At 40.7% G+C, this 24,934-nt stretch carries 18 protein-coding genes; all 18 read left to right on the plus strand.

From position 1 onward, the window contains the following. The first annotated feature begins 119 nt into the window (after nt 1–119). Nucleotides 120–845: a GntR family transcriptional regulator gene (locus SB660_RS02380; protein ID WP_180308991.1), complete on the plus strand. Its 726-nt coding sequence runs from the start codon at nt 120–122 to the stop codon at nt 843–845. Nucleotides 846–947: 102 nt separating this feature from the next. Further along, the gene (gene bcbE, locus SB660_RS02385; RefSeq protein WP_235567029.1) at nt 948–2,177 is read left to right on the plus strand and encodes a bacillibactin exporter BcbE; all 1,230 of its coding nucleotides are present in this window, start codon (nt 948–950) and stop codon (nt 2,175–2,177) included. A gap of 317 nt (nt 2,178–2,494) precedes the next feature. Continuing rightward, nucleotides 2,495–5,611, plus strand: coding sequence for an MMPL family transporter (locus SB660_RS02390; protein ID WP_410581157.1), 3,117 nt, complete (start codon nt 2,495–2,497; stop codon nt 5,609–5,611). Nucleotides 5,612–5,756: 145 nt separating this feature from the next. Continuing rightward, a complete protein-coding gene (gene yfmF, locus SB660_RS02395; protein WP_410581159.1) occupies nt 5,757–7,037 on the plus strand; it encodes an EF-P 5-aminopentanol modification-associated protein YfmF in 1,281 nt (426 codons plus the stop codon). Further along, nucleotides 7,034–8,332, plus strand: coding sequence for an EF-P 5-aminopentanol modification-associated protein YfmH (gene yfmH / locus SB660_RS02400; protein ID WP_410581161.1), 1,299 nt, complete (start codon nt 7,034–7,036; stop codon nt 8,330–8,332). The genes yfmF and yfmH overlap by 4 nt, the downstream gene beginning before the upstream one ends. 152 nt (nt 8,333–8,484) lie before the next feature. Continuing rightward, nucleotides 8,485–8,961 (plus strand): MarR family winged helix-turn-helix transcriptional regulator, encoded by a 477-nt coding sequence (locus tag SB660_RS02405; protein ID WP_144521483.1) that lies wholly within the window; start codon nt 8,485–8,487, stop codon nt 8,959–8,961. Further along, a complete protein-coding gene (locus SB660_RS02410) occupies nt 8,939–12,058 on the plus strand; it encodes an MMPL family transporter (RefSeq protein WP_410581164.1) in 3,120 nt (1,039 codons plus the stop codon). Before SB660_RS02405 ends, SB660_RS02410 begins: the two co-directional genes overlap by 23 nt. 31 nt (nt 12,059–12,089) lie before the next feature. Further along, nucleotides 12,090–12,818 (plus strand): elongation factor P 5-aminopentanone reductase, encoded by a 729-nt coding sequence (gene ymfI / locus SB660_RS02415; RefSeq protein ID WP_180308985.1) that lies wholly within the window; start codon nt 12,090–12,092, stop codon nt 12,816–12,818. A 73-nt stretch (nt 12,819–12,891) separates the two neighbouring features. Beyond that, entirely contained in the window at nt 12,892–13,149 is a 258-nt protein-coding gene (locus SB660_RS02420; protein ID WP_003211590.1) for a DUF3243 domain-containing protein, read from the plus strand. A gap of 131 nt (nt 13,150–13,280) precedes the next feature. Then, a complete protein-coding gene (locus tag SB660_RS02425; protein ID WP_003211480.1) occupies nt 13,281–14,072 on the plus strand; it encodes a DUF3388 domain-containing protein in 792 nt (263 codons plus the stop codon). 23 nt (nt 14,073–14,095) lie between these two features. Continuing rightward, nucleotides 14,096–15,007, plus strand: coding sequence for a helix-turn-helix domain-containing protein (locus tag SB660_RS02430; protein WP_180308984.1), 912 nt, complete (start codon nt 14,096–14,098; stop codon nt 15,005–15,007). 73 nt (nt 15,008–15,080) lie between these two features. Continuing rightward, nucleotides 15,081–15,662, plus strand: a complete 582-nt coding sequence (pgsA, locus tag SB660_RS02435) for a CDP-diacylglycerol--glycerol-3-phosphate 3-phosphatidyltransferase (protein WP_012010018.1) — start codon at nt 15,081–15,083, stop codon at nt 15,660–15,662. A gap of 16 nt (nt 15,663–15,678) precedes the next feature. Next, entirely contained in the window at nt 15,679–16,929 is a 1,251-nt protein-coding gene (locus tag SB660_RS02440) for a competence/damage-inducible protein A (RefSeq protein ID WP_058013945.1), read from the plus strand. 176 nt (nt 16,930–17,105) lie between these two features. Then, a complete protein-coding gene (gene recA / locus SB660_RS02445) occupies nt 17,106–18,146 on the plus strand; it encodes a recombinase RecA (protein ID WP_034662211.1) in 1,041 nt (346 codons plus the stop codon). A gap of 499 nt (nt 18,147–18,645) precedes the next feature. Next, nucleotides 18,646–20,208 carry a ribonuclease Y gene (rny, locus tag SB660_RS02450; RefSeq protein WP_003211958.1) on the plus strand — a complete coding sequence of 521 codons (1,563 nt, stop codon included), beginning with the start codon at nt 18,646–18,648 and terminating at the stop codon, nt 20,206–20,208. Nucleotides 20,209–20,296: 88 nt separating this feature from the next. Continuing rightward, the gene (locus SB660_RS02455) at nt 20,297–21,091 is read left to right on the plus strand and encodes a TIGR00282 family metallophosphoesterase (RefSeq protein ID WP_058013943.1); all 795 of its coding nucleotides are present in this window, start codon (nt 20,297–20,299) and stop codon (nt 21,089–21,091) included. A gap of 201 nt (nt 21,092–21,292) precedes the next feature. After that, entirely contained in the window at nt 21,293–21,553 is a 261-nt protein-coding gene (spoVS, locus tag SB660_RS02460; RefSeq protein WP_003211281.1) for a stage V sporulation protein SpoVS, read from the plus strand. A 202-nt stretch (nt 21,554–21,755) separates the two neighbouring features. After that, nucleotides 21,756–24,800: an efflux RND transporter permease subunit gene (locus SB660_RS02465; RefSeq protein ID WP_410581169.1), complete on the plus strand. Its 3,045-nt coding sequence runs from the start codon at nt 21,756–21,758 to the stop codon at nt 24,798–24,800. The last annotated feature ends 134 nt before the right edge of the window (nt 24,801–24,934 follow it).

A 24,934-nucleotide genomic window follows, 5' to 3' on the forward strand; every position in this document is an offset into this window, starting at 1 on the left:
TGTTAACTGGAAGTCAGACTATTTATTTATTTGCAAAAACATGATATAGTTATGTTCAACTTATCTCGGAATAGAGATTTCTCATCTTATCATTTGCATTGATTAGACGGAGGGAAAACATGTCGACCAAAACAGACAATCGCCATTTATATTTGAAAGTGATTGACCGTATTAAAGAAGATATACAAACAGGCGTATATGCCGAAAAAGAGAAACTGCCTTCTGAATTTGAGCTCTCAAAGCTTTTAGGCGTAAGCAGAGCGACACTGCGTGAAGCCCTTCGTATATTAGAAGAAGAGAAATATTTAATTAGAAGGCATGGTGTGGGTACGTTCGTCAACACAAGACCACTCTTTTCAACAGGCATAGAACAGCTGGCAAGTGTCACGAAAATGATAGAGCAGGTCAATATGACGCCTGGTACCATCTTTTTATCCTCCCAAGAAGGGGAGCCAACAGAGAATGATGTGATTCGTTTTCAGTGTGATGAATCTGATGAGATTTTTTCAATGGAGCGCGTTCGAACGGCAGATGGACAGCCAGTGGTTTACTGTTTAGATAAAATTCCGGTTAAGCATCTTCCTTCTTCTTTTACACATGAAGAAGAGTCTCTTTTTGAGCTGTTTGGAAGAGAACCACACAGCGGGATTAAATATGCAGTTGCTGACATTGAACCAATCGGCTACCACGATCAGGTTTCACCGATACTAGAATGTGATCCTGAAACAGCATTATTATTATTGAAACAAATGCACTATGATCAGGATGATCAGCCGGTCTTATACTCACTAAATTATTTTCGAGCGGATAAATTCAGCTTTCATGTGATACGTAAACGATTTTAACGAGCAGTCGCTTTCATAAGCGGTTGCTTTTTGTTTGCCCATACATAATACCCGTAAAACTTGCCACACTAATACGTAACAGTATATAGAATTGGGTGAATGATGTTGGGCGAGAAAACAGTTAGTAAAAAGAATATTATTGCATTATCATCAGTGCCTTTAATCATGACACTTGGGAACTCGATGCTCATTCCCGTATTGCCACAGATAGAAAAGACACTTTCCATTACTTCCTTTCAAGTCTCCCTCATTATTACGGTATACTCCGTTGTCGCGATCTTATGTATTCCGATCGCCGGCTATTTATCAGACCGAATCGGGCGAAAAAAGGTACTCCTGCCGTGTCTGTTAATCGCAGGACTTGGAGGGGCTGTGGCAGCAGTTGCCTCAACGATCATGAAAGAGCCGTACATGTGGATTCTATTTGGCAGGGTCCTACAAGGTGTTGGGTCAGCCGGGGCAGCACCTGTCGTGATGCCGTTTATTGGAGATTTGTTTCATGATGATGAAGAAGTCAGTGCGGGACTAGGCGCCATTGAAACCTCTAACACAGCTGGAAAGGTATTGAGCCCGATTATTGGGGCGCTTTTGGCTTCATGGTTTTGGTTTGTGCCGTTTTGGTTTATTCCGTTCTTCTCAATCATCAGCTTTCTCATGGTACTGTTCATGGTAGAGTCCGCGGAAAAAGAGGAGGACCCGCCTTCATTTAAAGAATTTTTAAAATCAACAAAGACCATATTTAAGCATGAGGGACGCTGGCTGTATGCCATTTTTGCAATTGGCGGTTTTATTATGTTTCTTCTTTTTGGTGTGCTTTTTTACTTATCTGATAACCTAGAGGCAGCTTATCAAATTAAGGGTGTCAAAAAAGGGCTCCTGCTTAGCATTCCGCTCCTTTTTCTATCCATCAGCTCATACGTTGCTGGGAAAACGATTGGAGAAGAAAAAGGGAAAATGAGAATCTTTTTAATCGTAGGAATGGCCTTGTTATCACTTTCTTATATGTTTTTATGGTGGAATCACAGCTTTTACGTATTGTTTATCTGCTTAAGCATTGGCGGTGTTGGCATCGGTATTGTACTGCCTGCACTAGATGCCCTGATCACAGAAGGAATTGAAAAAGAGCAGTGCGGAACCATTACGTCGTTTTACAGCAGTATGCGTTTTATCGGTGTCGCTTTAGGGCCACCGATTTACGCTTATCTCATGGATAAAGGGGACTCCATTGTTTTTATCCTCTCGACCATTTGCAGTCTTATTTCTCTATTTTTGGTCATCTTCTTCATCCAGCCAGATGAAGAGGATGAAAGTGAACAATTAAAAACGGTTTAATCTAGAAAAAAGACGGTATTTTGCCATCTTTTTTCTTTTTTATAAATTGACATGTAAAATTTTGATAGTTAAACTAATGTATAGTAATATCTTTTAAATTATTCCAAACAGGAGGTGTTCAAAAACATTCATTTTCTGTCTTTTGTTAGGCAGAAATTGAGTTCGCGTGGTGATGATGAATGTGTGTTTCTTCAACACGAAAAGACAATTGAATAGGTCATCCTGCCATTAGCACGTTGAAGGAGACGCAGTCAGCACTTCAGACACGCTCAAAAACAGCAAATTGATTGATGAACTAGAAGGAGCTTGAAGCAGCTATGTTGCAAATAATTAAAGCAAGATGGATTGTATTAGTGGTGTGGATGATAACAGCTGTAATTCTGTTTATTACTGCGCCCGATTTAGAGGAATTAACAAGAGAAAAAGGGCAATTAAAGGTTCCGGAGGGGACACCAACAGCTGAGGCACTTCAATTATTGGATAAGCTCACAGATCAAAACGGGAAAAAAGATACGGGTGTCATTGTATTCTCCGAACAACATCTGTTCCCTAAGAAAGAGCAGGAACTAAAAAAGGCTTTATCTGCACTCATGACAAATGCTCCAGACCTCCACATTGACGGAATTACTTCGTATTTTCATGTAGATCCGGACATTCAAAAACAACTTTTATCAAAGGATAAAAGTACACTTCTTGTTCCATTCAAATTCGACCACTACGAAACAAAGGCTGTGAAGATTAAAGAACAAATTGAGAAAGTTTTTAAGCCCTATCATGTCTCATATGAAATGACGGGACAAAAATTTGTGGATTCAGATGTCATTCAAAGCTCTCAACAAGGTCTGAAGAAAACTGAACTTATCACGATCATTTTTATTTTCTTTATTTTAATCATTGTTTTCAGATCGATTTTGGCACCTGTTGTTCCGCTCATTACGATCGGCATTTCTTATGCCGTCAGCCGTTGTATTGTGGCTTTTCTAGTAGAATATATGCAATTTCCTCTATCTAATTTCACTCAGATTTTTATGGTAGCGATTATGTTCGGTATAGGAACAGATTATTGTATTTTGCTGTTAAGCCGTTTTAAAGAAGAAATCGGTCAAGGTCGTGATGTCAAAGAGTCGATTATCATCACATATAAATGTGCAGGGAAAACGGTCCTTTTCAGTGGCTTAGCCGTATTAGTCGGTTTCTCAAGCATTGGGTTTGCCAAATTTCAATTGTATCAATCAGCTGTTAGTGTTGCTGTAGGAGTTGGCATCCTGCTGATCGCCCTTGTCACCATCGTACCCTTTTTTATGTCTGTTTTCGGAAAATCCCTTTTCTGGCCGTCTAAAAGAGAAAACATTCGCCACCCGCAAAGTAAAATGTGGGAATGGGCTGGGCGTTTTTCATTTAAAAGGCCACTGATCAGCCTAGGTTTAGTTGCACTCATTACGGTACCCCCTATTTTGATGTACGACGGGACTCTTTCTTATAACAGCTTAAATGAGATTGGCACAAAGTATGAATCAGTGTCTGCATTTAATACGATATCAGAGCAATTTGGCTTTGGGGAAGCGCTGCCCCTGAATGTACTTGTTGAAAGTGACAACAAGTTAGATAACCAAGAAAAGATTGTCATGATTGAAAAACTAACCCGTAAATTAAATGACATTGACGAAGTAAAGACGGTCCGCAGTGTCACTCGTCCTGTTGGTGATGGGTTAAGTCAGCTTTACGTCACCTCTCAAGCAAAAGAGCTGGGAGGAGAACTTGGTAAAGGCCATGAAGGAATCGGAAAAATTTCAGATGGTTTGACCGAAACAAATCTTGCCCTTCTTAAACAAAAACCAAAAATTCAAGAATCCGCTAAAGGCATTGACCAGCTGATTGATGGAACAAAAGCGATCAAAAGCGGCATTGGAGAAGTAAGGGAGTCCCTGATCTCTTTAGAAGATGGGGTGAGGCGCAGTAAAGATGGTGTCGGGACCATCCGAAGTAAAATCAAAAAAGCAAAAAAGGAATTAGAGCAAGAATATCGCAGCAGTGAAGCGATGATTCAAGAGCTTAAACGAATGGTGAGTACGCTAGAACGTCATGCGAAATCAAATCAGCAGCTGATAACCACCATTAAAAAAGTAAAAAGTTCGTATGAAAGTGTATCGTTTGAAGCACTTGAAAAACGGCTTCCTGAAGTAAAAGATATGGATGAATATAAAGAAATCAAGGAAGTATTCAAAGACACAAAAGGAATGCTTGATCAAGCAGCGGATCAAATGAGTCTGTATGAAGAGGAAGCCTCTCTGTTTAAAGAAAAGATCAAAAAAGCAGATTCAGTGATTCAAAGCTTTTCAAGCAAGCAAAAAGAAGTAAAACATCAAGTGCGAGCGCTCATGGAGGGGCTGGACCAAATTTATGCCGGTCTTGATCAAACAAATGAAGGACAAAAACAATTGATCAAAGAAATGCCTAAAATTGAAGACGGCGCAGATCAACTGACAGGCGGACAAAAAGCCATCAAAAAAGGATTTAACCAGCTTTCATCAAAACTGACATTATTAACAGATGGATTAGGTGAAAGCATTGAAGGGCTTGAGCAGGTCAAAAGCGGCTTCACAGAGGCGGACGGCTATTTAAAGCAGCTTCAGCAAGCGCCAGATGAAGAAATAACGGGCTGGTTTATTCCAGAAGAAGTGCTGAAACGCCATGAATTTAAACAAATCTTTCAAACGTATATGTCTCCAGATCGTAAATTAACAACCTTAGAAGTTATTTTAAATGTGAATCCATACAGCAATGAGGCGATGAAAGGCGTTGCAAAAATTGAGGAAACCCTTGATCAATATTTACCTGTCAGCGGGTTAAAGAATGCAAATTACGGTGTGTCTGGTATCTCAAGTTTAAATGTAGATTTAAAAGAAACATCTGACGGTGACTTTATTCGAACGGTCATTTTCATGTTAGTTGGCATCTTTATCATTTTAATTATATTATTACGGTCAATCGTCATGCCGATATACTTAACACTTTCACTCATTTTAACGTATTTTACATCCGTCGGTTTAACAGAATGGATCTTTAAAACATTTTTTGGCTACGACGGTCTCAGTTGGGCTGTTCCATTTTTCAGCTTTGTCATTCTTGTCACCCTTGGTATTGATTATTCGATCTTCCTAATGGATCGCTTTAATGAATGGAAGGGAGAACATGTGCAAGCATCCATGATATCAGCGATGAGAAATATGGGTTCTGTCATTATTTCAGCAGTCGCGATATTAGCGGGGACCTTTGCCGCTATGCTGCCATCCGGTGTATTATCACTTGTTGAAATTGCAACGGTCATACTCATTGGGCTTTTATTATATGCTTTTGTTGTATTACCGCTCTTTATCCCAGTTATGGTTCGTATTTTCGGTAAATGGAATTGGTGGCCTTTTAGAATGAAATAACGGCCGGCGTCTCTGCTGATAGCAGAGGCGTTTTTATTTCCTATCCTTTCCTCTGATTGATATAATGTCTATTAAATGGCTGTTTTACGTATATATCAGCTATGTTCTAATACATAATAAATAGGATGAACAAAGGAGGTTTCTCATGACGTACTTACAAGAGAAGACACTAGACACACCTGGTCTTCATACTCATATTGTCAAAACAGAAAAATTTAAAACGGTCACAATCCTTTTTAAAATGCTTGCGTCTCTATCGAAAGATGACGTCACCATGCGTTCACTTTTCCCGCATGTGCTGTTAAGAGGAACAGAGAAAATGCCGAAAACAGGAGAATTACGTGCTTATTTTGATGAGCTTTATGGTGCAACTGTTTCGGCAGACATGACGAAAAAAGGGGAGAATCACATCATTACCTTCCGCCTGGAAATGGCGAATGAAAAATATTTAAAGGATCAAACCCCTTTACTAGAAAAAGGGATCGCCTTACTATCTGATCTACTATTCCATCCGTATGTTGAAGATGGAGCCTTTAGTCAATTATATGTAGATCAAGAAAAGCGCACTTTAAAACAGCGAATTCAAGCAGTGTATGATGATAAAATGCGTTACTCGAACTTAAGGCTTGTACAGGAAATGTGCAAAGGTGAACCGTATGCGCTGCACGTTAATGGAGAAATGGAAGATATCGAAACGATCACAGCTCATTCGCTGTTTGAAGCATATCAGCATGCGCTTCAAACAAATCAGCTTGATCTTTATGTTGTGGGAGATGTAGACGAACAAGACATCAGCCGAATGGTCTCTCAATACTTCAAAACAAGTGATAGAGAACCGGTCAAACAACATGCTGAATCGGCAAGCACGCAAAGAGAAGCAAAAGAAGTCATCGACGAAGAGGATGTGAAACAAGGCAAGCTGAATATCGGCTTTCGCACGCATACGACGATTGCAGATGATGATTATCCGGCTTTGCATTTGTTTAATGGCATATTCGGTGGCTTCTCGCATTCGAAGCTATTCATCAATGTTCGGGAAAAAGCAAGTCTTGCGTACTATGCTGTGTCTAGACTTGAGAGCTTTAAAGGCTTGATGATGGTCATGTCAGGGATTGAAGTCGGCAACTATCAGCAGGCAGTAGACATCATTAAAGAACAATTTGAAGCGATGCAAAAAGGTGATTTTTCAGATGAAGCGATTGACCAAACTAAAGCTGTCGTCAAAAATCAGCTGCTTGAAACGATCGATACATCTTATGGGACAGCAGAATACCTGTATCAGCATGCCGTTGTGCCAACAGGGGAAACGCTTGATTCCTTTTTAGAAGCACTTGACCGAGTGACAAAAGAGGACATCATCAAAGTGGGTCAGAAAATCGAATGGGATACGACCTATTTTCTTAAAGGAACGGAGGGTGCTTCATGACAGTGACAGTGAAAACAATTCAATTCGACCAGCTCCAAGAAACGGTCTATCATGAAAAAATGGAGAGCGGACTTGACGTCTATGTGCTCCCAAAGCAAGGGTTTAACAAAACCTATGCAACCTTTACAACAAAATACGGCTCTGTCGATAATGAATTTGTGCCGCTTGGCAAAGAAGACATGATCCGAGTGCCTGATGGAATTGCCCATTTCTTAGAGCATAAACTGTTTGAAAAAGAAGATGGAGACGTATTTCATACATTTAGTAAACAAGGAGCATCCGCAAATGCTTTTACGACATTTACGAGAACAGCTTACTTATTCTCAAGCACCTCAAATGTTGAACAAAACCTTGAGACACTCATTGATTTTGTGCAAGAACCTTATTTTACTGAAAAAACGGTCGAAAAAGAAAAGGGAATCATTGGTCAAGAGATTAACATGTATGATGACAATCCCGACTGGCGTTTATTCTTTGGTCTGATTGAAAATCTATATCAAGAGCATCCTGTGAGAATTGATATAGCTGGAACAGTAGAAAGCATCGCTCCGATTACAAAAGATCATTTGTATGAATGCTATGAAACGTTCTATCACCCAAGCAATATGCTTCTATTTGTTGTCGGTCCCGTTGATCCGAAGCAAATATTAGATCAAGTTCGAGCGGATCAGGCGAAAAAGCCATTTACAGACCAGCCAGAGATCAAACGAAAAGACATCAATGAGCCTGAAGGTGTGTACCGAAAAGAATACGAACTTCCAATGAACGTACAAGGCTCGAAATGTATGTTTGGATTAAAAACAAAGAATCCTCATAAAAAAGGCAATGAACTGTTAAAACATGAGCTCGGAATGAATCTCATTTTAGAGACATTGTTTGGTAAAAGCTCCTTACAATATGAACAGATGTATGAAAAAGGCTTAATTGATGAGACCTTCAGCTACGATTATACGGAAGAAGGCGGCTTTGGCTTCACATCAGTTGGCGGAGACACAAATGATCCTGATCAACTGGCGAAAGTATTAAAAGAAACCCTTCTTCAAGCAAAGAGCTTAATCTCAGAAGAGAAAATTGAGCTCGCGCGCAAGAAGAAAATCGGCAGCTTTTTAAAAGCCATGAATTCTCCTGAATACATTGCGAACCAATTCACTCGATATGCATTTTTAGACATGAGCTTATTTGATGTCGTGACTATGCTGGAACAGATCCAATTAACCGACATTCAGCAAATTTTAGAAGAAGAAATTGATGAAGAACGGATGTCCGTTTTCAAAGTTGTCCCGAAAACAAAGTAAAATGAAAAAAAGACAAACTCCACGTATAAGAGTTTGTCTTTTTTGTGTCCAACGAAAGAAAGCGATTTATATGTGAGGGTATTGATTGACAATTGTTTTGGCAATTAGTTAAACTCTTTAATAGTTAAACAATCAAACTAAAGGAGCAGCATATGGTACAAAATAAAATTGCACAGCTCATCCAGAGATATGCGGACGTCTATCTCATGATGGAGAAAAAAGTATCGAGTATGATCACGGAAAAGCTGGATAAAGAACTGACACTTGATCAATATTACTCGCTTCGATACATCAACTTACACCCAGGATGTACATCAACAGACCTTGCCATCGAATGTAATGTCAATAAAAGTGCTGTGACATCCATGACCAATCGTCTTTTTAATAAAGATTATATTTATCGAGAGCATGATCAAGCTGATCGAAGAAACGTTCATCTCTATGTGACGCCCGAAGGAAAAGACGTGGTCAGCCGAATGGAGAAGCAGCTTCAGGATCTTGTTCGGTCATATTTAGAAAAGTTTGATGAAAAGGAAATTGAATCATTTATTCAAACATATGAAAAGATTTATCAAATTATCATCGAAGAGGAGGCACAACATAGTAATGAGAGCAATCATAAAAGGTAGATGGCTGATCACGATCCTCTGGGTCGTACTAGCGGCAGTATTACTCATCACCGCTCCTAATATGGCGCAATTAACTAAAGAAAAAGGGCAAATTTCTGTTCCTGATGGTTATCCTTCTTCCTACGCCGATCAATTATTAAAGAACATGTCTAAAAATGGGGATACGGAGAAATCGATCGTCATAGTCTTCCAAGGCAAGGATATCGTTAAAGAAAGAGAAACCTCTTTAAAGAAAGCGATGGAGATATTAGAAAAGGATCAAGACCTCCATGTGGAAGACATCACTTCTTATTTTGATGCAAACAAAGATATCAAAAAACAGATGCTCTCTAAAGATCAAACAACACTTCTTGTTCCAGTTACATACGACTCGAACAAAATCAAAGCATCCGATTTTAAAGAAAGAGTCAATGAAAAGCTAAAGAGTCTGAACCTAACATTTGAAATGACAGGGCAGCCGCTGATCGACGATGATGTCATCACAAGCTCGCAAGAAGGTCTGAAAAAAACGGAATTCATTACAATTGGGTTTATTTTAATTGTTCTTGTGCTTGTCTTCAGATCGGCAGTAGCACCATTCGTTCCTTTAGTGGCAGTGGCGCTTTCTTATTTAATCAGCCAATCGATTGTGGCTTACCTAGTAAAGTATGTTGATTTTCCGCTCTCGACCTTTACCCAAATTTTTATGGTCGCCATCATGTTTGGGATTGGTACCGACTACTGCATCTTATTGCTAAGCCGGTTTAAAGAAGAACTATCTCATGGAAAAGATAAGATTGAGGCCATTATTACAACATATAAGACGGCAGGTAAAACCGTTTTATTCAGCGGAATTGCTGTCCTCATTGGTTTTACGTGTATCGGTTTAGCCCAATTCCAACTGTATAAATCAGCTGTAGCAGTGGCAGTTGGTGTCGCCGTGTTAATTGCGGCACTCCTCACGGTCGTTCCATTCTTTATGGCGGTTTTAGGAAAAGTGTTATTCTGGCCGATTAAAGGAGATATTGCCCACCCGCAATCGAAAATGTGGGAAACAGCAGGTCGTTTTTCATTTAAGAAACCACTTTTCAGCTTGCTAATCGTTGCAATCATTACCCTTCCGCCGATTCTCGTGTATAAAGGGACACTTTCATATAACAACCTTGATGAAATCGGCAATAAATACGAATCCGTCAATGCGTTCAATACCATCTCTGACAAATTTGGACCAGGTGAAGCCCTTCCAGCAACAGTTGTGGTAAAATCATCTGATCTTTTAGACAATAACAAAGGCCTGATTGCTATTGAAAAACTCAGCCGCGCGATCGAACAAACAGATGGCGTGAGTAAAGTGAGAAGTGCCACACGTCCTGTTGGTAAAGGACTGAATGATCTTTACGTGAAATCTCAAGCCAAAGAGCTAAATAGCGGGCTTGATAAAAGTAATGAAGGGTTGAAAAAGATCCAAGATGCACTGACGACAATGAGTCAATCCATTGAGGATCAAACGCCGCAAATCAAATCATCTGGAAAAGGCATTAACAAATTGATTTCTGGTACAGAATCAGTGCAAACAGGCATTCAAAACGTCGAAAAGTCGTTAAGAGATTTACAAAGCGGAATCGATCAAAACAAAAACGGTGTTGCACAGATTAAAGAGAAAATTAAAGGTGCGAAAAAGGAATTAACGGCTCAAGTCGCACAAGTGAATCAGCAAGTGTCGCTGTATAAAAGCATCTCCAAAGAATTAAAAGCAGCATTGGCGCAGGTGGATACGTCATCCTCTGCCGCAGCAGATGTAAAAGCATTAATCACACAAGCAAATAAACAATTTAGTACACTTGAAAAACAAATTCCGCAGGTGAAAGAAAATCAATCGTATCAAGCCATCAAAGCTTCATATAATGAACTTTCTACGACCTTGCAAGAAGTGGCGAAGCAGGCAGACAGCTATGCCAAACAAGCGAAAGAAGCTAGAAAACAGCTTGAAGCAGCGGATGCCTTCATCGCAAAAGCTTCAGAGCAGCAAAAAGTTTTGACGAGTCAAATCGATGAACTCATTGCTGGCTTAGATGCAATTGAAACAGGATTGGATAAAACGTCTAAAGGTCAAGGGCAAATAGCTGATAATATGCCAAAGCTTGCAAATGGTGCCGTGCAAGTGATTGATGGTCAAAAACAAATGAAAGAAAAGATTGGCGGCTTTGGTGATGACCTAACCAAACTGACAGATGGACTGAACAAAAGCGTCGATGGCTTGGAGAAGATTTCAAACGGCTTAATGGGTGCAGGAGACTACTTAGATGAGCTGAAAAATGCACCAGATCAAGACATGGCCGGTTGGTTTATTCCAAAAGATGTCCTGAAAAATAAAGCATTCAAGCAAGTGTTCGATTCCTATATGTCGGATGACCGCAAGATGACAAAGATTGACGTCATTTTAGAAAACAATCCATATGGGAACGACGCCATGAAAACGATTAAACAAGTAGAAGCTTCGGTAAAACATGCACTTCCTGAAACAAATTTAAAAGATGTTTCATTTGGCGTATCTGGTGTATCAAGTATGAACGCTGATTTAAAACAGCTGTCAGACCAAGACTTCAATAAAACGGTTCTTTACATGATGATCGGTATTTTCCTAATACTCGTGATTCTGTTCCGTTCTCTCGTTATGCCGCTTTACTTAGTTGGATCGCTGATTTTGACGTACTTCACCGCGATTGGTGTCACAGAATTTATTTTCACCCATTTCTTTGGATATCCAGGCATTAACTGGGCGGTTCCATTCTTTGGATTTGTCATATTAATGGCGCTCGGAGTCGATTATTCGATTTTCTTAATGGAGCGGTTCAATGAATACAAAACAAAAGACATTCAGTTTGCGATGACCGAATCAATGAAGAATATGGGCTCTGTCATTATGTCTGCTGCTGTTATTTTGGCAGGAACATTTGCAGCCATGCTTCCTTCAGGAGTGCTGTCTCTCTTGCAGATTGCAACACTTGTCCTCACAGGGCTTTTGCTGTACGCACTCGTTGTGCTACCATTGTTCGTACCTGTGATGGTGAAATTGTTCGGATCAGCGAACTGGTTCCCATTTAAACGGAAAGAATAGATATTTTAAATAGAAAGTAGGAATCCATGTGATGAGTCGTTGGGCGCTGATAACAGGTGCCAGTGGCGGGATTGGGCAGGCTGCAGCCAAAAGGCTTGCCCAGGAAGGCTGCCACGTGATGCTCCATTATCACAAAAATGAACAAGCAGCCGTGCAGCTTGCCGCTCACCTGGAAGAAACATGTCATATTCAGACGCATGTCGTTCAAGCGGATTTAGCTAAAACGGGCGGAGCAGATGAGCTCGTCAGCCGTCTGCCCGTATCTCCAGATATTCTTGTATTAAATAGCGGTAAGAGTCATGTCGGATTAGTGACAGATACAGAAAAAGACGTATTAGCCAGTATGGTGCAGCTTCATGTCACAAGTCCATATGAGCTCACCCAACACCTATTGCCAGCCATGATTCAAAAAAAAGCAGGTCATATTGTTGCGGTAAGCTCGATATGGGGAGAAACAGGGGCATCGTGTGAAGTGCTGTACAGCATGGTGAAGGGCGCGCAAAATGCGTTTATTAAAGGTCTGGCAAAAGAGCTTGCCCCAAGTGGAATTAGAGCAAATGCTGTTTCACCAGGTGCCGTCCATACAGACATGATGAAAAGCTTCACACAAGAAGATATTGACATGCTGGAGGAAGAAATCCCGCTTGGCCGGCTTGCATCACCTGAGGAGATTGCTGATGTCATTTGGTTTCTCGCCTCAAAGCAGTCAAGTTATATGACAGGTCAAGTTTTATCCGTTAATGGCGGCTGGTACTGTTAAAAAACGTGTATAATTCGTCACTCCATGACAAAAGCTATGGCTGTAATTCATCTTTTCGAATGGAGGAATCGACATGTCAGTACTTGAGAACTGGGACCATTGGAAAAACTTTTTAGGTGACCGTTTAAATCATGCGCAGGATAAAGGCTTAAAAGATGATACCATCAATAACCTTGCGTATGAAATTGGCGGATATTTAGCTAACGAAGTTGAAGCAAAGAATGAGCAAGAAAGAGTACTTGCTGACCTTTGGAGCGTTGCATCAGAAGATGAGCAGCGCGCAATTGCCAATATGATGGTCAAATTGGTTGAAAATAATAGCTCGCACTAAACAAAAAGAGGGGTCGTTTGTGCCTCTCTTTTTATTTTAACTGTTTCACAACATTGTGCTTTCTAAAAATGTGAAAATGCTTTATGATATAGGAAGGTAAAAATTTGCCACAATGAAGGGGGTAATATCATTTGGCAAAGCTCGAATGGTATTTTGAATATGAGATACAGGTAAACCGTCCCGGACTTTTAGGAGACATTTCATCTCTAATGGGGATGCTTTCAATTAATATTGTGACAATTAATGGTGTTGATGTATCAAGACGCGGAATGCTTCTGCGCTGTGACCATACAGATCAAATTAAGCGCCTTGAATCAATTTTAAATACAATGGAAACGATAAAAGTAACGAAATTAAGACAGCCAAAACTTCGTGACCGCTTAGCGGTTCGTCACGGCAGATATATTCAGCGTGATGCAGATGACAAAAAGACGTTCCGCTTTGAAAGGGACGAGCTTGGTCTTCTTGTTGATTTTATGGCAGAACTATTTAAAAAAGAAGGACATAAATTGATTGGGATTCGCGGGATGCCGCGTGTCGGAAAAACAGAATCAATTGTGGCCTCAAGTGTATGTGCCAGCAAGAGATGGCTTTTTGTATCGTCCACTCTTTTGAAACAGACGATCCGAAGTCAGCTGATTGCGGATGAATACAGCCCAGATAACGTCTTTATTATTGATGGGATTGTGTCGACGCGAAGAGGTTCTGAGAAGCACTTGCAGCTTTTAAGAGAAATTATGAGACTGCCGGCAACAAAAGTAGTTGAGCATCCAGACATCTTTATTCAAAATTCAGAATATACAATGGATGATTTCGACTATATCATTGAATTGCGTAATAGTGCAGACGAAGAGATTACATATGAACACGCTGAAGAACCACAAGTGTTTGATCATTCTGGTTTTTCTGGCTTCGATTTTTAATATGGTAATGGTAGGTGTTTGTTTTGACTGAATTGGGAAAACGGCTCATTGAGGCCAGAGAGGAAAAAGGGATGTCGCTGGAGGATCTTCAGACGGTGACCAAAATCCAAAAGCGCTACTTGCTAGCAATCGAACAAGGAAACTATGATATTATTCCAGGTAAATTTTACGTCAGAGCGTTTATTAAACAATATGCCGAAGCCGTTGGACTAAATCCTGAACAATTGTTCGAAGAATTTCGTAAAGATGTGCCGAGCACGTATAACGATGAAGTATCTGATAAATTATCAAATATTAAGCCGCAAAGAGAGCTGCCAAAGCCTGCTTCGAAGGTGCTTGAGCTGCTGCCGACCATTTTGATTATTGGAGGCGTCCTTGTGGTCATCGCGATCATTTATGTCATCGTGCAGGCGGTCAATCATGATAGCGGACAGAAGAACAACCAGACGGCTCCTCAGAAGTCAGAATCTAAGTATGAAGTATCTGAGGATTCATCTCTTGCAAAAGATCAAAAGAAAAAAGAAAAAGCTCCGTCAGATGATCAAGAAAAATCATCTAAAAAAGATGACGCATCAAAGGATTCATCCAAAGACGATGAAACGGTCTCTTTGAAGGCAGCGAATACAGAAGGCTCAACGACAACGTATGAAGCGTCAGGCGCAGATGAGATGGAGTTAACCATTTCTGCTACAAAAGCTTCATGGCTGCGCGTCAGAGACGAATCTGGAAAAGTGCTGAAAATGGGTGAACTAAAAGATGGTGAATCGTTTAAAACAGACCTGTCTGAGCTCTCTCAGGTCGATATCCGTCTAGGCAATGCGACTGGAATTGATATTAAGGTGAATGACGAGACGCTAAAGTACGAATTAGACCCTAAGAACACCATGACACAAAACATTGTGATTGTGAATAAAGGAAAGGAAAAGTCATCTTAAGCAAGTAGATGACTTTTCTTTTGTTCCTACTATTATATACATAAAAAAATGGCTTATTGGAGGATTGAAATTCATGTTTAACTTACCGAATAAAATAACTCTTTCTAGGATCGCCTTGATCCCTGTTTTTATGATCATTATGCTTGCACCTTTAGATTGGGGCGTTGCGCGTTTTGGTCACGTCAGCATCGAAGTGACGCATCTTGTTGGAGCAATCCTGTTTATTGTCGCTTCGACAACGGACTGGATTGATGGGTACTATGCGCGTAAACTGAACTTAGTGACAAATTTCGGTAAATTTTTAGATCCGCTTGCAGATAAATTGCTTGTTTCAGCTGCTTTAATTATACTTGTTCAGTACAACCTCACGCCGGCATGGATGGCGATTGTGATCATTAGCCGTGAATTTGCTGTAACTGGTCTAAGGCTTGTACTAGCCGGAGGCGGTGAAGTGGTAGCAGCTAATATGCTTGGTAAAGTGAAAACATGGGCGCAAATCATTGCGATTTCAGCCCTTCTCTTGCATAACCTTCCGTTTGAACTTGTATCATTCCCGTTTGGTGACCTTGCGATGTGGGTAGCAGTGTTCTTCACTGTTGTGTCAGGCTGGGATTACTTTGTGAAAAACTGGGAAGCTTTAAAGAATTCTAACTAAAAAGGACGTGTACGCTTTGAAGTCAGAGAGAAAAGCAGAAATTATTGCAGTCGGTTCCGAACTTTTGCTAGGGCAAATTACGAATACGAATGCACAATTCATCAGCAAACAGCTAGCTGAAATTGGTGTGAATGTTTATTACCATACAGCAGTTGGTGACAATCCAGAGCGTTTAAAAAGCGCCATTCAAGTGGCGCAGGAAAGATCGAATTTTATTATCTTCTCAGGTGGTCTTGGACCAACGAAAGATGATTTAACAAAAGAAACCATTGCGAGTACGCTCGGAAAAGAGCTCGTGCTAAATGAAGAAGCGTTTGAATCCATTCAAGAATACTTTCGAAAGACTGGACGAGACATGTCACCGAATAACCGGAAGCAGGCGCTCGTTCTAGAAGGTTCTGATGTGCTTGTGAACCGGTTTGGGATGGCCCCAGGTATGTTTATTCAAGAAAACGATACGTTTTATATGCTGCTTCCTGGCCCGCCAAGTGAACTGCATCCGATGTTTGAGAACGAGGCGAAACCGCTGATATCTGAGAAACTGGGTTTAAAGGAAAAAATCGTGTCTGTTGTTCTTCGCTTCTTCGGAATCGGTGAATCACAGCTTGAAACAGACCTAGAAGATTTAATTGATGCTCAAACAAACCCAACGATTGCACCTCTCGCATCTGACGGTGAAGTAACACTTAGGCTCACGGCCAAGCATGAGGATGAAAAAGAAACGGAGCGTCTGTTAAAAGAAACAGAAGCGAAAATTTTAGCACGGGTAGGAGAGTACTTCTACGGTTATGGTGATACCTCACTTGTCCGTGAAGCTTCAAAAGCCTTGCACGAACACGGGAAAACAGTGGCAGCGGCTGAGAGCCTGACAGGCGGAATGTTTTCTGAATGGCTGACAGATCTTGAAGGTGCATCGTCGATTTTAAGCGGCAGTATCGTTTGTTATACAAACAAAGTCAAACAGCAGGTGCTTGGCTGCCGGGAAGAAACATTGTCTTCTCATGGTGCTGTCAGCAAAGAGTGTGCTTTAGAGCTTGCTGAAGGTGCTAGAAAGCTTACGGGAAGTGATATTGGCATTAGCTTTACGGGTGTAGCAGGCCCTGATACCCACGAGGGACAGCCTGTCGGGAAAGTGTTCATCGGGCTATCTACGAAAGACCATACTGACGTGTTTGAATGGATGTTTACAGGAAGCCGGTCGGGCATTCGCAAGCGCGCTGTGAAATACGGTCTGCATCACTTGCTCAATTTATTAAAAGAAAGTTAATTTTGTTTTTTGTTAGGTTTACTCCTTTATAAAAGAGTGTTTTTTCTACTAGAAATCACTCTTTTCTTAAAAATCTGCCAAGAAAAAATCGAATATGTGTTCGTTTTTTTCTTGGCAAATGACGTAAAACAAGGTATAGTAGAGATAGTGGAATTGATAAAGGAGGAAACAATAGAATGAGTGATCGTCAAGCAGCCTTAGATATGGCTCTTAAACAAATAGAAAAGCAGTTTGGTAAAGGCTCTATTATGAAACTAGGAGAGCAAACAGATACACGTATTTCAACAGTACCGAGTGGTTCGTTAGCACTTGATACTGCACTAGGAATAGGTGGATATCCTCGCGGTCGTATTATTGAAGTATATGGTCCAGAGAGTTCTGGTAAAACGACAGTAGCACTTCATGCCATTGCTGAGGTTCAGCAGCAGGGAGGACAAGCTGCATTTATCGATGCAGAGCATGCGCTCGATCCAGTTTACGCTCAAAAACTAGGTGTCAATATTGATGAGCTGTTACTTTCTCAGCCTGATACAGGAGAACAAGCACTTGAAATTGCAGAAGCTCTTGTCCGTAGTGGTGCAGTTGATATTGTTGTTATTGACTCAGTAGCTGCTCTTGTACCAAAAGCAGAGATTGAAGGAGACATGGGTGATTCACACGTTGGTCTACAAGCACGCTTGATGTCCCAAGCACTTCGTAAACTATCTGGTGCCATTAATAAATCAAAAACCATTGCCATCTTTATTAACCAAATTCGTGAAAAAGTTGGGGTCATGTTCGGTAACCCTGAAACAACGCCAGGTGGACGTGCGCTGAAGTTCTATTCATCTGTTCGTTTAGAAGTGCGCCGTGCTGAACAGCTGAAGCAGGGCAATGACATTATGGGGAATAAAACGAGAATTAAAGTAGTGAAAAACAAAGTAGCACCGCCATTCCGTATTGCAGAAGTAGACATTATGTACGGTGAAGGAATCTCAAAAGAGGGAGAAATCATCGACCTTGGAAGCGAACTAGATATCGTACAAAAGAGCGGTGCTTGGTATTCTTACCAAGAGGAACGTCTTGGACAAGGCCGTGAAAATGCGAAACAGTTCCTTAAAGAAAACAAAGATATTCTTCTCATGATTCAAGAACAAATTAGAGAGCACTACGGTTTGGATACAAACGGAGTGAAAGCAGCTGAAGAAGAAGAAGGTCAAGAGGAATTGGAAATTTAAAGACTAAAGGACGCTGAAAAGCGTCTTAGATGGTTGACAAGGGCTAAAATGATCTTTATTTTAGCCCTTTGTCTTCTTTTCAGCGTGATAGAAAACCTTTGAAGTCTAGGAAGGGTGAGTACCGGAGCGGAGCGAATTCAACATTCGTGAGCACCGGAGCGCAGACCTGACACCGAATGCGAGGGTTTGTCTACATGCTAAAGACGCTGAAAAGCGTCTTTTTTTTACATTTACATGACAGCTAGCAGGTCAAAAGTTCTGACTTTGCTTGAAATAACGACTTACGCCTCAGTCTGACTAGCTTGACAAGTATTTCCGACACAATTACAATGGAAATGTATCACTTGTTTTTCTTAACATGATTGATAACTAATTTAAACTTGACAAGGGCAGTGAGGATCTCATTCCCTGTGAAGGCCCTGTATGTTGAGACTCAAAACAATGTACATGCCGACACTTTATTTGTAAAACCAAGTTCATAGCAAGAGGAGGTGAAAATATGTCGCCTACGATGTTTACGATCATCTCCATTTTGCTGAGCCTAATCTGTTTAGTTGTTGGCTACTTTGTTCGTAAAACCATTGCAGAAGCAAAAATATCCGGCGCAAGAAACATGGCCGAACAAATTGTTGAGGATGCAAAGCGTGATGCGGAAGCATTGAAGAAAGAAGCGCTCTTGGAAGCGAAAGATGAAATTCATTCCTTTCGAGTAGAGGCGGAGCAAGAAGTTCGTGAAAGACGTAATGAGCTTCAAAGACAAGAAAACCGTTTACTTCAAAAAGAGGAAAATCTTGATCGCAAAGATGAATCTTTAGATAAACGGGAGTCCCTGTTGGAGAAGAGAGATCATTCTCTGAATGAACGACAACAACATATTGAAGAGATGGAAAGCAAAGTGGATGATATGATTCGTTTGCAGAAAGCCGAGTTGGAACGTATTTCAAGTTTAACTCGAGATGAAGCGAAACAAATCATTCTGGATCAAGTTGAAAATGAGCTTTCCCACGACATTGCAGTCATGACGAAAGAATCTGAAAACCGAGCGAAAGAAGAGGCTGATAAAAAGGCGAAAAACATTCTTTCACTTGCGTTACAGCGTTGTGCAGCTGATCATGTAGCTGAAACGACGGTATCTGTAGTCAATCTTCCAAATGATGAGATGAAAGGTCGTATTATCGGACGTGAAGGACGAAATATCCGTACGTTAGAAACGTTAACAGGTATTGACTTGATCATAGATGATACACCTGAAGCTGTTATCCTATCGGGCTTTGATCCGATTAGACGTGAAACAGCGAGGATAGCTCTGGACAAGCTAGTCCAGGATGGCCGCATTCATCCTGCACGAATTGAAGAAATGGTGGAAAAATCACGCCGTGAAGTCGATGATTATATCCGTGAGATGGGTGAGCAAACGACATTCGAAGTCGGAGTTCACGGTCTGCATCCGGATCTCATCAAAATTCTCGGTCGCTTAAAATTCCGTACAAGTTATGGACAAAATGTCCTGAAGCATTCAATTGAGGTTGCACATCTTGCAGGTCTCATGGCTTCAGAGCTTGGAGAAGATGCAAAGCTTGCAAAACGAGCAGGTCTTCTGCATGACATTGGAAAAGCCATTGATCATGAAGTAGAAGGAAGCCACGTAGAAATTGGCGTTGAGCTTGCGACGAAATATAAAGAGCATCCTGTTGTCATCAACAGTATTGCCTCTCACCACGGTGACCAAGAACCAACATCTATTATCGCTGTTCTTGTTGCAGCAGCAGATGCATTATCTGCAGCACGCCCTGGTGCAAGAAGTGAGACGCTTGAAAATTACATTCGGAGACTTGAGAAATTAGAAGATATCTCTGAATCTTATGAAGGTGTTGAAAAATCGTTTGCGATACAGGCTGGACGTGAAGTGCGTATTATGGTGAAGCCGGATTCAATTAATGATCTTGAAGCTCACCGTCTAGCAAGGGATATTCGTAAGCGGATTGAGGACGAGCTCGATTACCCTGGTCACATTAAAGTGACGGTCATTCGAGAAACTCGCGCAGTAGAGTATGCAAAATAGAGCGGTGCGCTTAGCGCCGCTTTATTTTTTTGTGTAAATATGCAACACTGATAAGAAGTCAATTTATAAGAGGAAGGGTTCAAAACGCATGAAAATATTATTTGTTGGAGATATTGTCGGTTCACCTGGACGAGACACACTGAAAGAATACTTGCCAAAACTAAAGAAAAAATATCAGCCCCACTTTACCATTGTTAATGGAGAAAATGCTGCTCATGGAAAAGGGATAACTGAAAAAATCTATCATGAGCTGCTGCAAGCGGGAGCTGACGTACTCACAATGGGCAACCATACATGGGATAAAAGAGACATTTTTGATTTCATCGATGACGCTGCCCACATGGTTCGTCCAGCGAACTTCCCAGAAGGCACACCTGGTAAAGGTTTGACGTTTATAAAAAAACAAGGAAAAGAATTAGCCGTCATCAACCTGCAAGGACGTACGTTCTTACCCCCACTTGACTGCCCATTTCAAAAAGCAGACGAGTTAATTGCAGAAGCATCCAAACGTACACCGTTCATTTTTATTGATTTTCATGGTGAAGCCACAAGTGAAAAACTAGCGATGGGCTGGTATACAGACGGCCGTGCATCATGTGTCGTTGGAACGCATACACATGTGCAAACAGCTGATAACCGCGTTTTGCCAAAAGGAACTGCTTATATTTCAGATGTAGGAATGACAGGACCTTATGATGGCATTTTAGGTGTTGATCGGGAGACGATTATTAAACGATTTAAGACAAGTCTTCCCGTCCGTTTTGAGATTGCAGAAGGACGCACGACATTAAGTGCAGTCATCGTAGAAATTGACGAACAGTCGAAAAAAGCTGTCAAAATTGATCGAATTTTGATAAATGATGACCATATTTTCTTTGAATAAATATTCACAAATTTATTTCAGAAAAATATTAATCAGAAAGAAGGAATATGCGCCCTCTATCGTGAATATAGTAAAAATGGTAGGTAGCCTGCTATTTTTGAAAAACATTTTGGGGATGGATTTTCAAAAAATAGCATCATCTAACAAAGATTGTTCTAATGAACACTCACTTATCCATTGTAAATTTAAGGGGGAGCAGAAATGGAAATTTTAAAAGTTTCAGCAAAGTCAAATCCGAATTCAGTAGCAGGAGCATTAGCAGGCGTTTTACGTGAACGCGGTGCAGCGGAAATACAAGCAATCGGCGCTGGAGCGCTGAATCAGGCGGTCAAGGCTGTAGCCATAGCAAGGGGATTTGTTGCACCAAGCGGAGTGGATTTGATATGCATTCCAGCCTTTACTGACATTCTTATCGATGGAGAAGAAAGAACAGCCATCAAATTGATTGTTGAGCCACGATAATTCTAATTTTATTATTTTCAACCTGCTTACATCATGTAAGCAGGTTGTTTTTGTTTACCACTATACATTTCTTATATAACATATTCAGTTCATGAAATAGATAAAAATTACATATTAGAGCTTGCATTTTTTCACCATGATGATAAATTAAGATTAAGTTAAAAGTACTTCATCAAAAATAAATATTTAAGTAGGTGAAATAATGGTTGAAGCTTTTTTGAAAAGAGGAAAGCTTGTTTTTATTTTATTTTTTATTGTTCTCATTGCTGGTGGCTATTTATTTACGCAGCTTCCTAAGCGAGAACTGCCAGAATTTCAAGCGAATATCGTCACAATTTCCACCGTTTTTCCCGGTGCGGATGCAAAACAGGTGGAAAGTGATGTAACCAATAAGCTCGAATCAGCCATATCTGATATCAATGGAGTAGAGAAAACGAGCTCTGTTTCTGCCATTGGTTTTTCAAATATTGTGCTTGAAATTGATGATCAAGCCGACTTTCAAAAGGTGGCAAGTCAAATTAAGAACGAAACCACAAGTACTGCGTCGTCCTTTCCTGATGGAGTGATGGAGCCTGATGTAAAGGATGAGTTTGGCAACGTGCCGGTTGGTTCTTATATGGTTGTGGCAAGTCAATCAGCAGACTTAGCAAAAAGTCAGGAATCGCTGCGTGCGTTGAAGGAAAAGGTTGAGGACATCAAAGGGGTAGACAGTGTCGTCATCAAAGGATTCAATGACAAGCAAGCGGTATTAAATTTAAATTCAAGTAAACTAGAGGATGAAGGGTTAAATGTAACGGATGTCACAAATGCCATCAATCAGGAGTTTGACACATCCCCACTAGGTGACATTCGGACAGGCGGTGAGAAGGTTAAGCTGTCCATAGGTACCTACGACCGTTTGGAACAAGTGAAAAAGCTTGAGCTCTTCTCCAAAACAAACCGGGAGCCGGTCACAATCAGTCAGCTTGGCAGCTTAAAAGAAGTAGAAAAAGAGAAAAATGACATTGTGTCGTATAACGGAAAGCCTGCCTATTCATTTACAGTCAATATCAAACCAGGGCTTGATATCCCCAAAATGTATGACAAAGTCAGTGATGTTATTGAGAAAGAGAAAGAGCTTCCAAATGGCGTCGAGTGGGTAAACTACTATTCACAAAAAAGTGAAGTGGATGCCATTTTTAATGATTTGATAAAAGAAGCCATTGTTGCGGTCATCGCTGTTATTGTTGTCACCACACTTGGTCTTACCATTGGCGGTGCGTTTATCGTTTCACTTGCCATCCCGTTATCAATCACAATCGGAACGATTCCACTGCCATTTTTACAAGTGGACCTCAATCAGATTTCGATTATCGGCTTTATCATTGCCCTAGGAATACTTGTCGATGATGCCATTGTCGTCAACGATAATATTTTAAGGCAGATGAAAAAATATGAAAGTTCGCTGAAAGGAACGATTGCAGGGGTCAAAGAAGTTGCAGGATCTATTTTGACTTCCACACTTGCAGTTGTGTTTGCTTTCTTGCCGCTTGTTTTCCTATCAGGTGCAAACGGTTCATTTATACGAGCATTACCGTCTGTCCTCGTAACGACTGTACTTGCGTCTATGGTGATTTCTCTGACTCTAGTGCCAGTCTATCAATATACCGTGAACCGAAAAAGACAGAACAAGAAAATTCAAAAAGAGCCAGGATTCCTAGGCAAACCGTTAAAAAAATTAGCTGATTTTTATGCAGACCGCGTGCTGACGAACATTGTGAAGCGTCCGCTGCTTATTGGCTTAAGTGGTTTGCTTGTTGCAACGCTTGCCTTTTTACTAATTTTCATCACACCATTTGAATTTTTCCCTGCAGCGAATAAGAAAGAAGTGGTTGTCACTGTCACACTTCCGAGTGAAACAACATTAGACAAAACAAATGAAACATTAGAGAAAATAGAACAAGAGATGAAACAGCAGAAAGGTATTGAAGAGACGGCGATCTTTGCAGGCGGCGGTGTACCGAATCTGTTTAATGAAAGTATCTCAAATGCAAGTGATCATACTGGTCAGGTTGTCGTGAGAGTAGACAATGATCAGATGACGAGTAAACAATTGATCGATCGTATGACAGAGCCGTTGCGTAAGAAATTTAAAGATGCTGATATCTTTATGAAAACCATTGTTCAAGGACCCCCAACTGGTGCGCCTGTGACAGTAACCATTGCGGGTGACTCTTTTGCAAAGCTCATTGATGTCAAAGAAACGCTCACAAGTGAAATGAAAGAAAAAGGAGCAAGCTTGATTACTGACAATGTCAATCAGCCGGTAAAAACGATCTCCTTTGAACTAAACCGTGACCGAATGGCAGAGGATGGCCTCAGCGCTCAGTTTGTCAGCAGACAGCTCGGTCTTGTGACAGAAGGCATGCCATTAGGCAGCTTTAAACAAGGAACAAAAGATATCGACTTAGTGGTCAAACAGGATGTAGGTACACATCAAAATGGATTAAAGCTAAACAAAATAAAAGTGCCTGTCAATTCAAATGAAGGCGGTATGCCTTCACTAGAGCCACTTAGCCGATATGTAAAAGAAAAAGAAACAGAGCAGTATGAAAGCATTCCACATGAAAATGGAATCCCGACCATTACGCTGAAGGCGTACCCTGGCACGTCAGACTCGTTTAAAGGCGACATGAAAGAAGTCGTCGATCAAATAGGAAAAACGGATGCAGCGAAGGATATAGCTATTTCTCAAGGCGGAGAAAATGAAAATCAATCCCAGTTCTTTATTGAAATTAGTCTCTTGTTTGGAGTTGTCTTGCTGCTCATTTATGTAACCATCGCTTTCCAGTTCAATTCATTGATGCTGCCACTATTAGTTCTAGGAACGGTTTACTTAGCGATATCTGGAGCTGTTATCGGACTATTTGTCACACAAACGCCGTTCAGCTTTATGGCAACAATGGGAATTGTCTCATTAGCTGGTATCGTGGTCCGAAATGCGGTTGTCTTGTTCGAATTTATTGAGCAGCGGCGTAAACAAGGATTCGATCAACAGACAGCTGTCATTGAAGCAGGAAGAGCAAGGATCAGGCCAATTTTACTAACCGCATTTACGGCACTTGTCGCCCTTATGCCTGTAGCATTAAGTAATGATCCGCTCTTTAAGCCATTGGCAATCTGCATTGTATCGGGTGTCTTTTTCTCAACAATTTTGACACTATTAATCGTGCCAGCCTTATATATTGCCGTTTCAAAAAGACGGTGAATCAAAAAGTAAATCTCCTTTTCTATGGGGATTTGCTTTTTTTTTTAGAAAAATATCCAAAAAAATATGTGGAGTGCTCATTTGTCTTTTTCCAGTAGACAGTGGTATTTACGAAGAAAATAAGACGTGTTAAA

Origin of the sequence: Bacillus sp. SIMBA_005 (genome assembly GCF_046535585.1) — a bacterium.
Taxonomy (GTDB): domain Bacteria; phylum Bacillota; class Bacilli; order Bacillales; family Bacillaceae; genus Bacillus; species Bacillus pumilus.

Bases quoted from the DNA above. Each gene is read 5' to 3' on its own strand.
- SB660_RS02380 (WP_180308991.1), top strand. From the start codon at position 120: ATGTCGACCAAAACAGACAATCGCCATTTATATTTGAAAGTGATTGAC.
- bcbE (WP_235567029.1), top strand. From the start codon at position 948: ATGTTGGGCGAGAAAACAGTTAGTAAAAAGAATATTATTGCATTATCA.
- SB660_RS02390 (WP_410581157.1), top strand. From the start codon at position 2,495: ATGTTGCAAATAATTAAAGCAAGATGGATTGTATTAGTGGTGTGGATG.
- yfmF (WP_410581159.1), top strand. From the start codon at position 5,757: ATGACGTACTTACAAGAGAAGACACTAGACACACCTGGTCTTCATACT.
- yfmH (WP_410581161.1), top strand. From the start codon at position 7,034: ATGACAGTGACAGTGAAAACAATTCAATTCGACCAGCTCCAAGAAACG.
- SB660_RS02405 (WP_144521483.1), top strand. From the start codon at position 8,485: ATGGTACAAAATAAAATTGCACAGCTCATCCAGAGATATGCGGACGTC.
- SB660_RS02410 (WP_410581164.1), top strand. From the start codon at position 8,939: ATGAGAGCAATCATAAAAGGTAGATGGCTGATCACGATCCTCTGGGTC.
- ymfI (WP_180308985.1), top strand. From the start codon at position 12,090: ATGAGTCGTTGGGCGCTGATAACAGGTGCCAGTGGCGGGATTGGGCAG.
- SB660_RS02420 (WP_003211590.1), top strand. From the start codon at position 12,892: ATGTCAGTACTTGAGAACTGGGACCATTGGAAAAACTTTTTAGGTGAC.
- pgsA (WP_012010018.1), top strand. From the start codon at position 15,081: ATGTTTAACTTACCGAATAAAATAACTCTTTCTAGGATCGCCTTGATC.
- recA (WP_034662211.1), top strand. From the start codon at position 17,106: ATGAGTGATCGTCAAGCAGCCTTAGATATGGCTCTTAAACAAATAGAA.
- rny (WP_003211958.1), top strand. From the start codon at position 18,646: ATGTCGCCTACGATGTTTACGATCATCTCCATTTTGCTGAGCCTAATC.
- SB660_RS02455 (WP_058013943.1), top strand. From the start codon at position 20,297: ATGAAAATATTATTTGTTGGAGATATTGTCGGTTCACCTGGACGAGAC.
- spoVS (WP_003211281.1), top strand. From the start codon at position 21,293: ATGGAAATTTTAAAAGTTTCAGCAAAGTCAAATCCGAATTCAGTAGCA.
- SB660_RS02465 (WP_410581169.1), top strand. From the start codon at position 21,756: ATGGTTGAAGCTTTTTTGAAAAGAGGAAAGCTTGTTTTTATTTTATTT.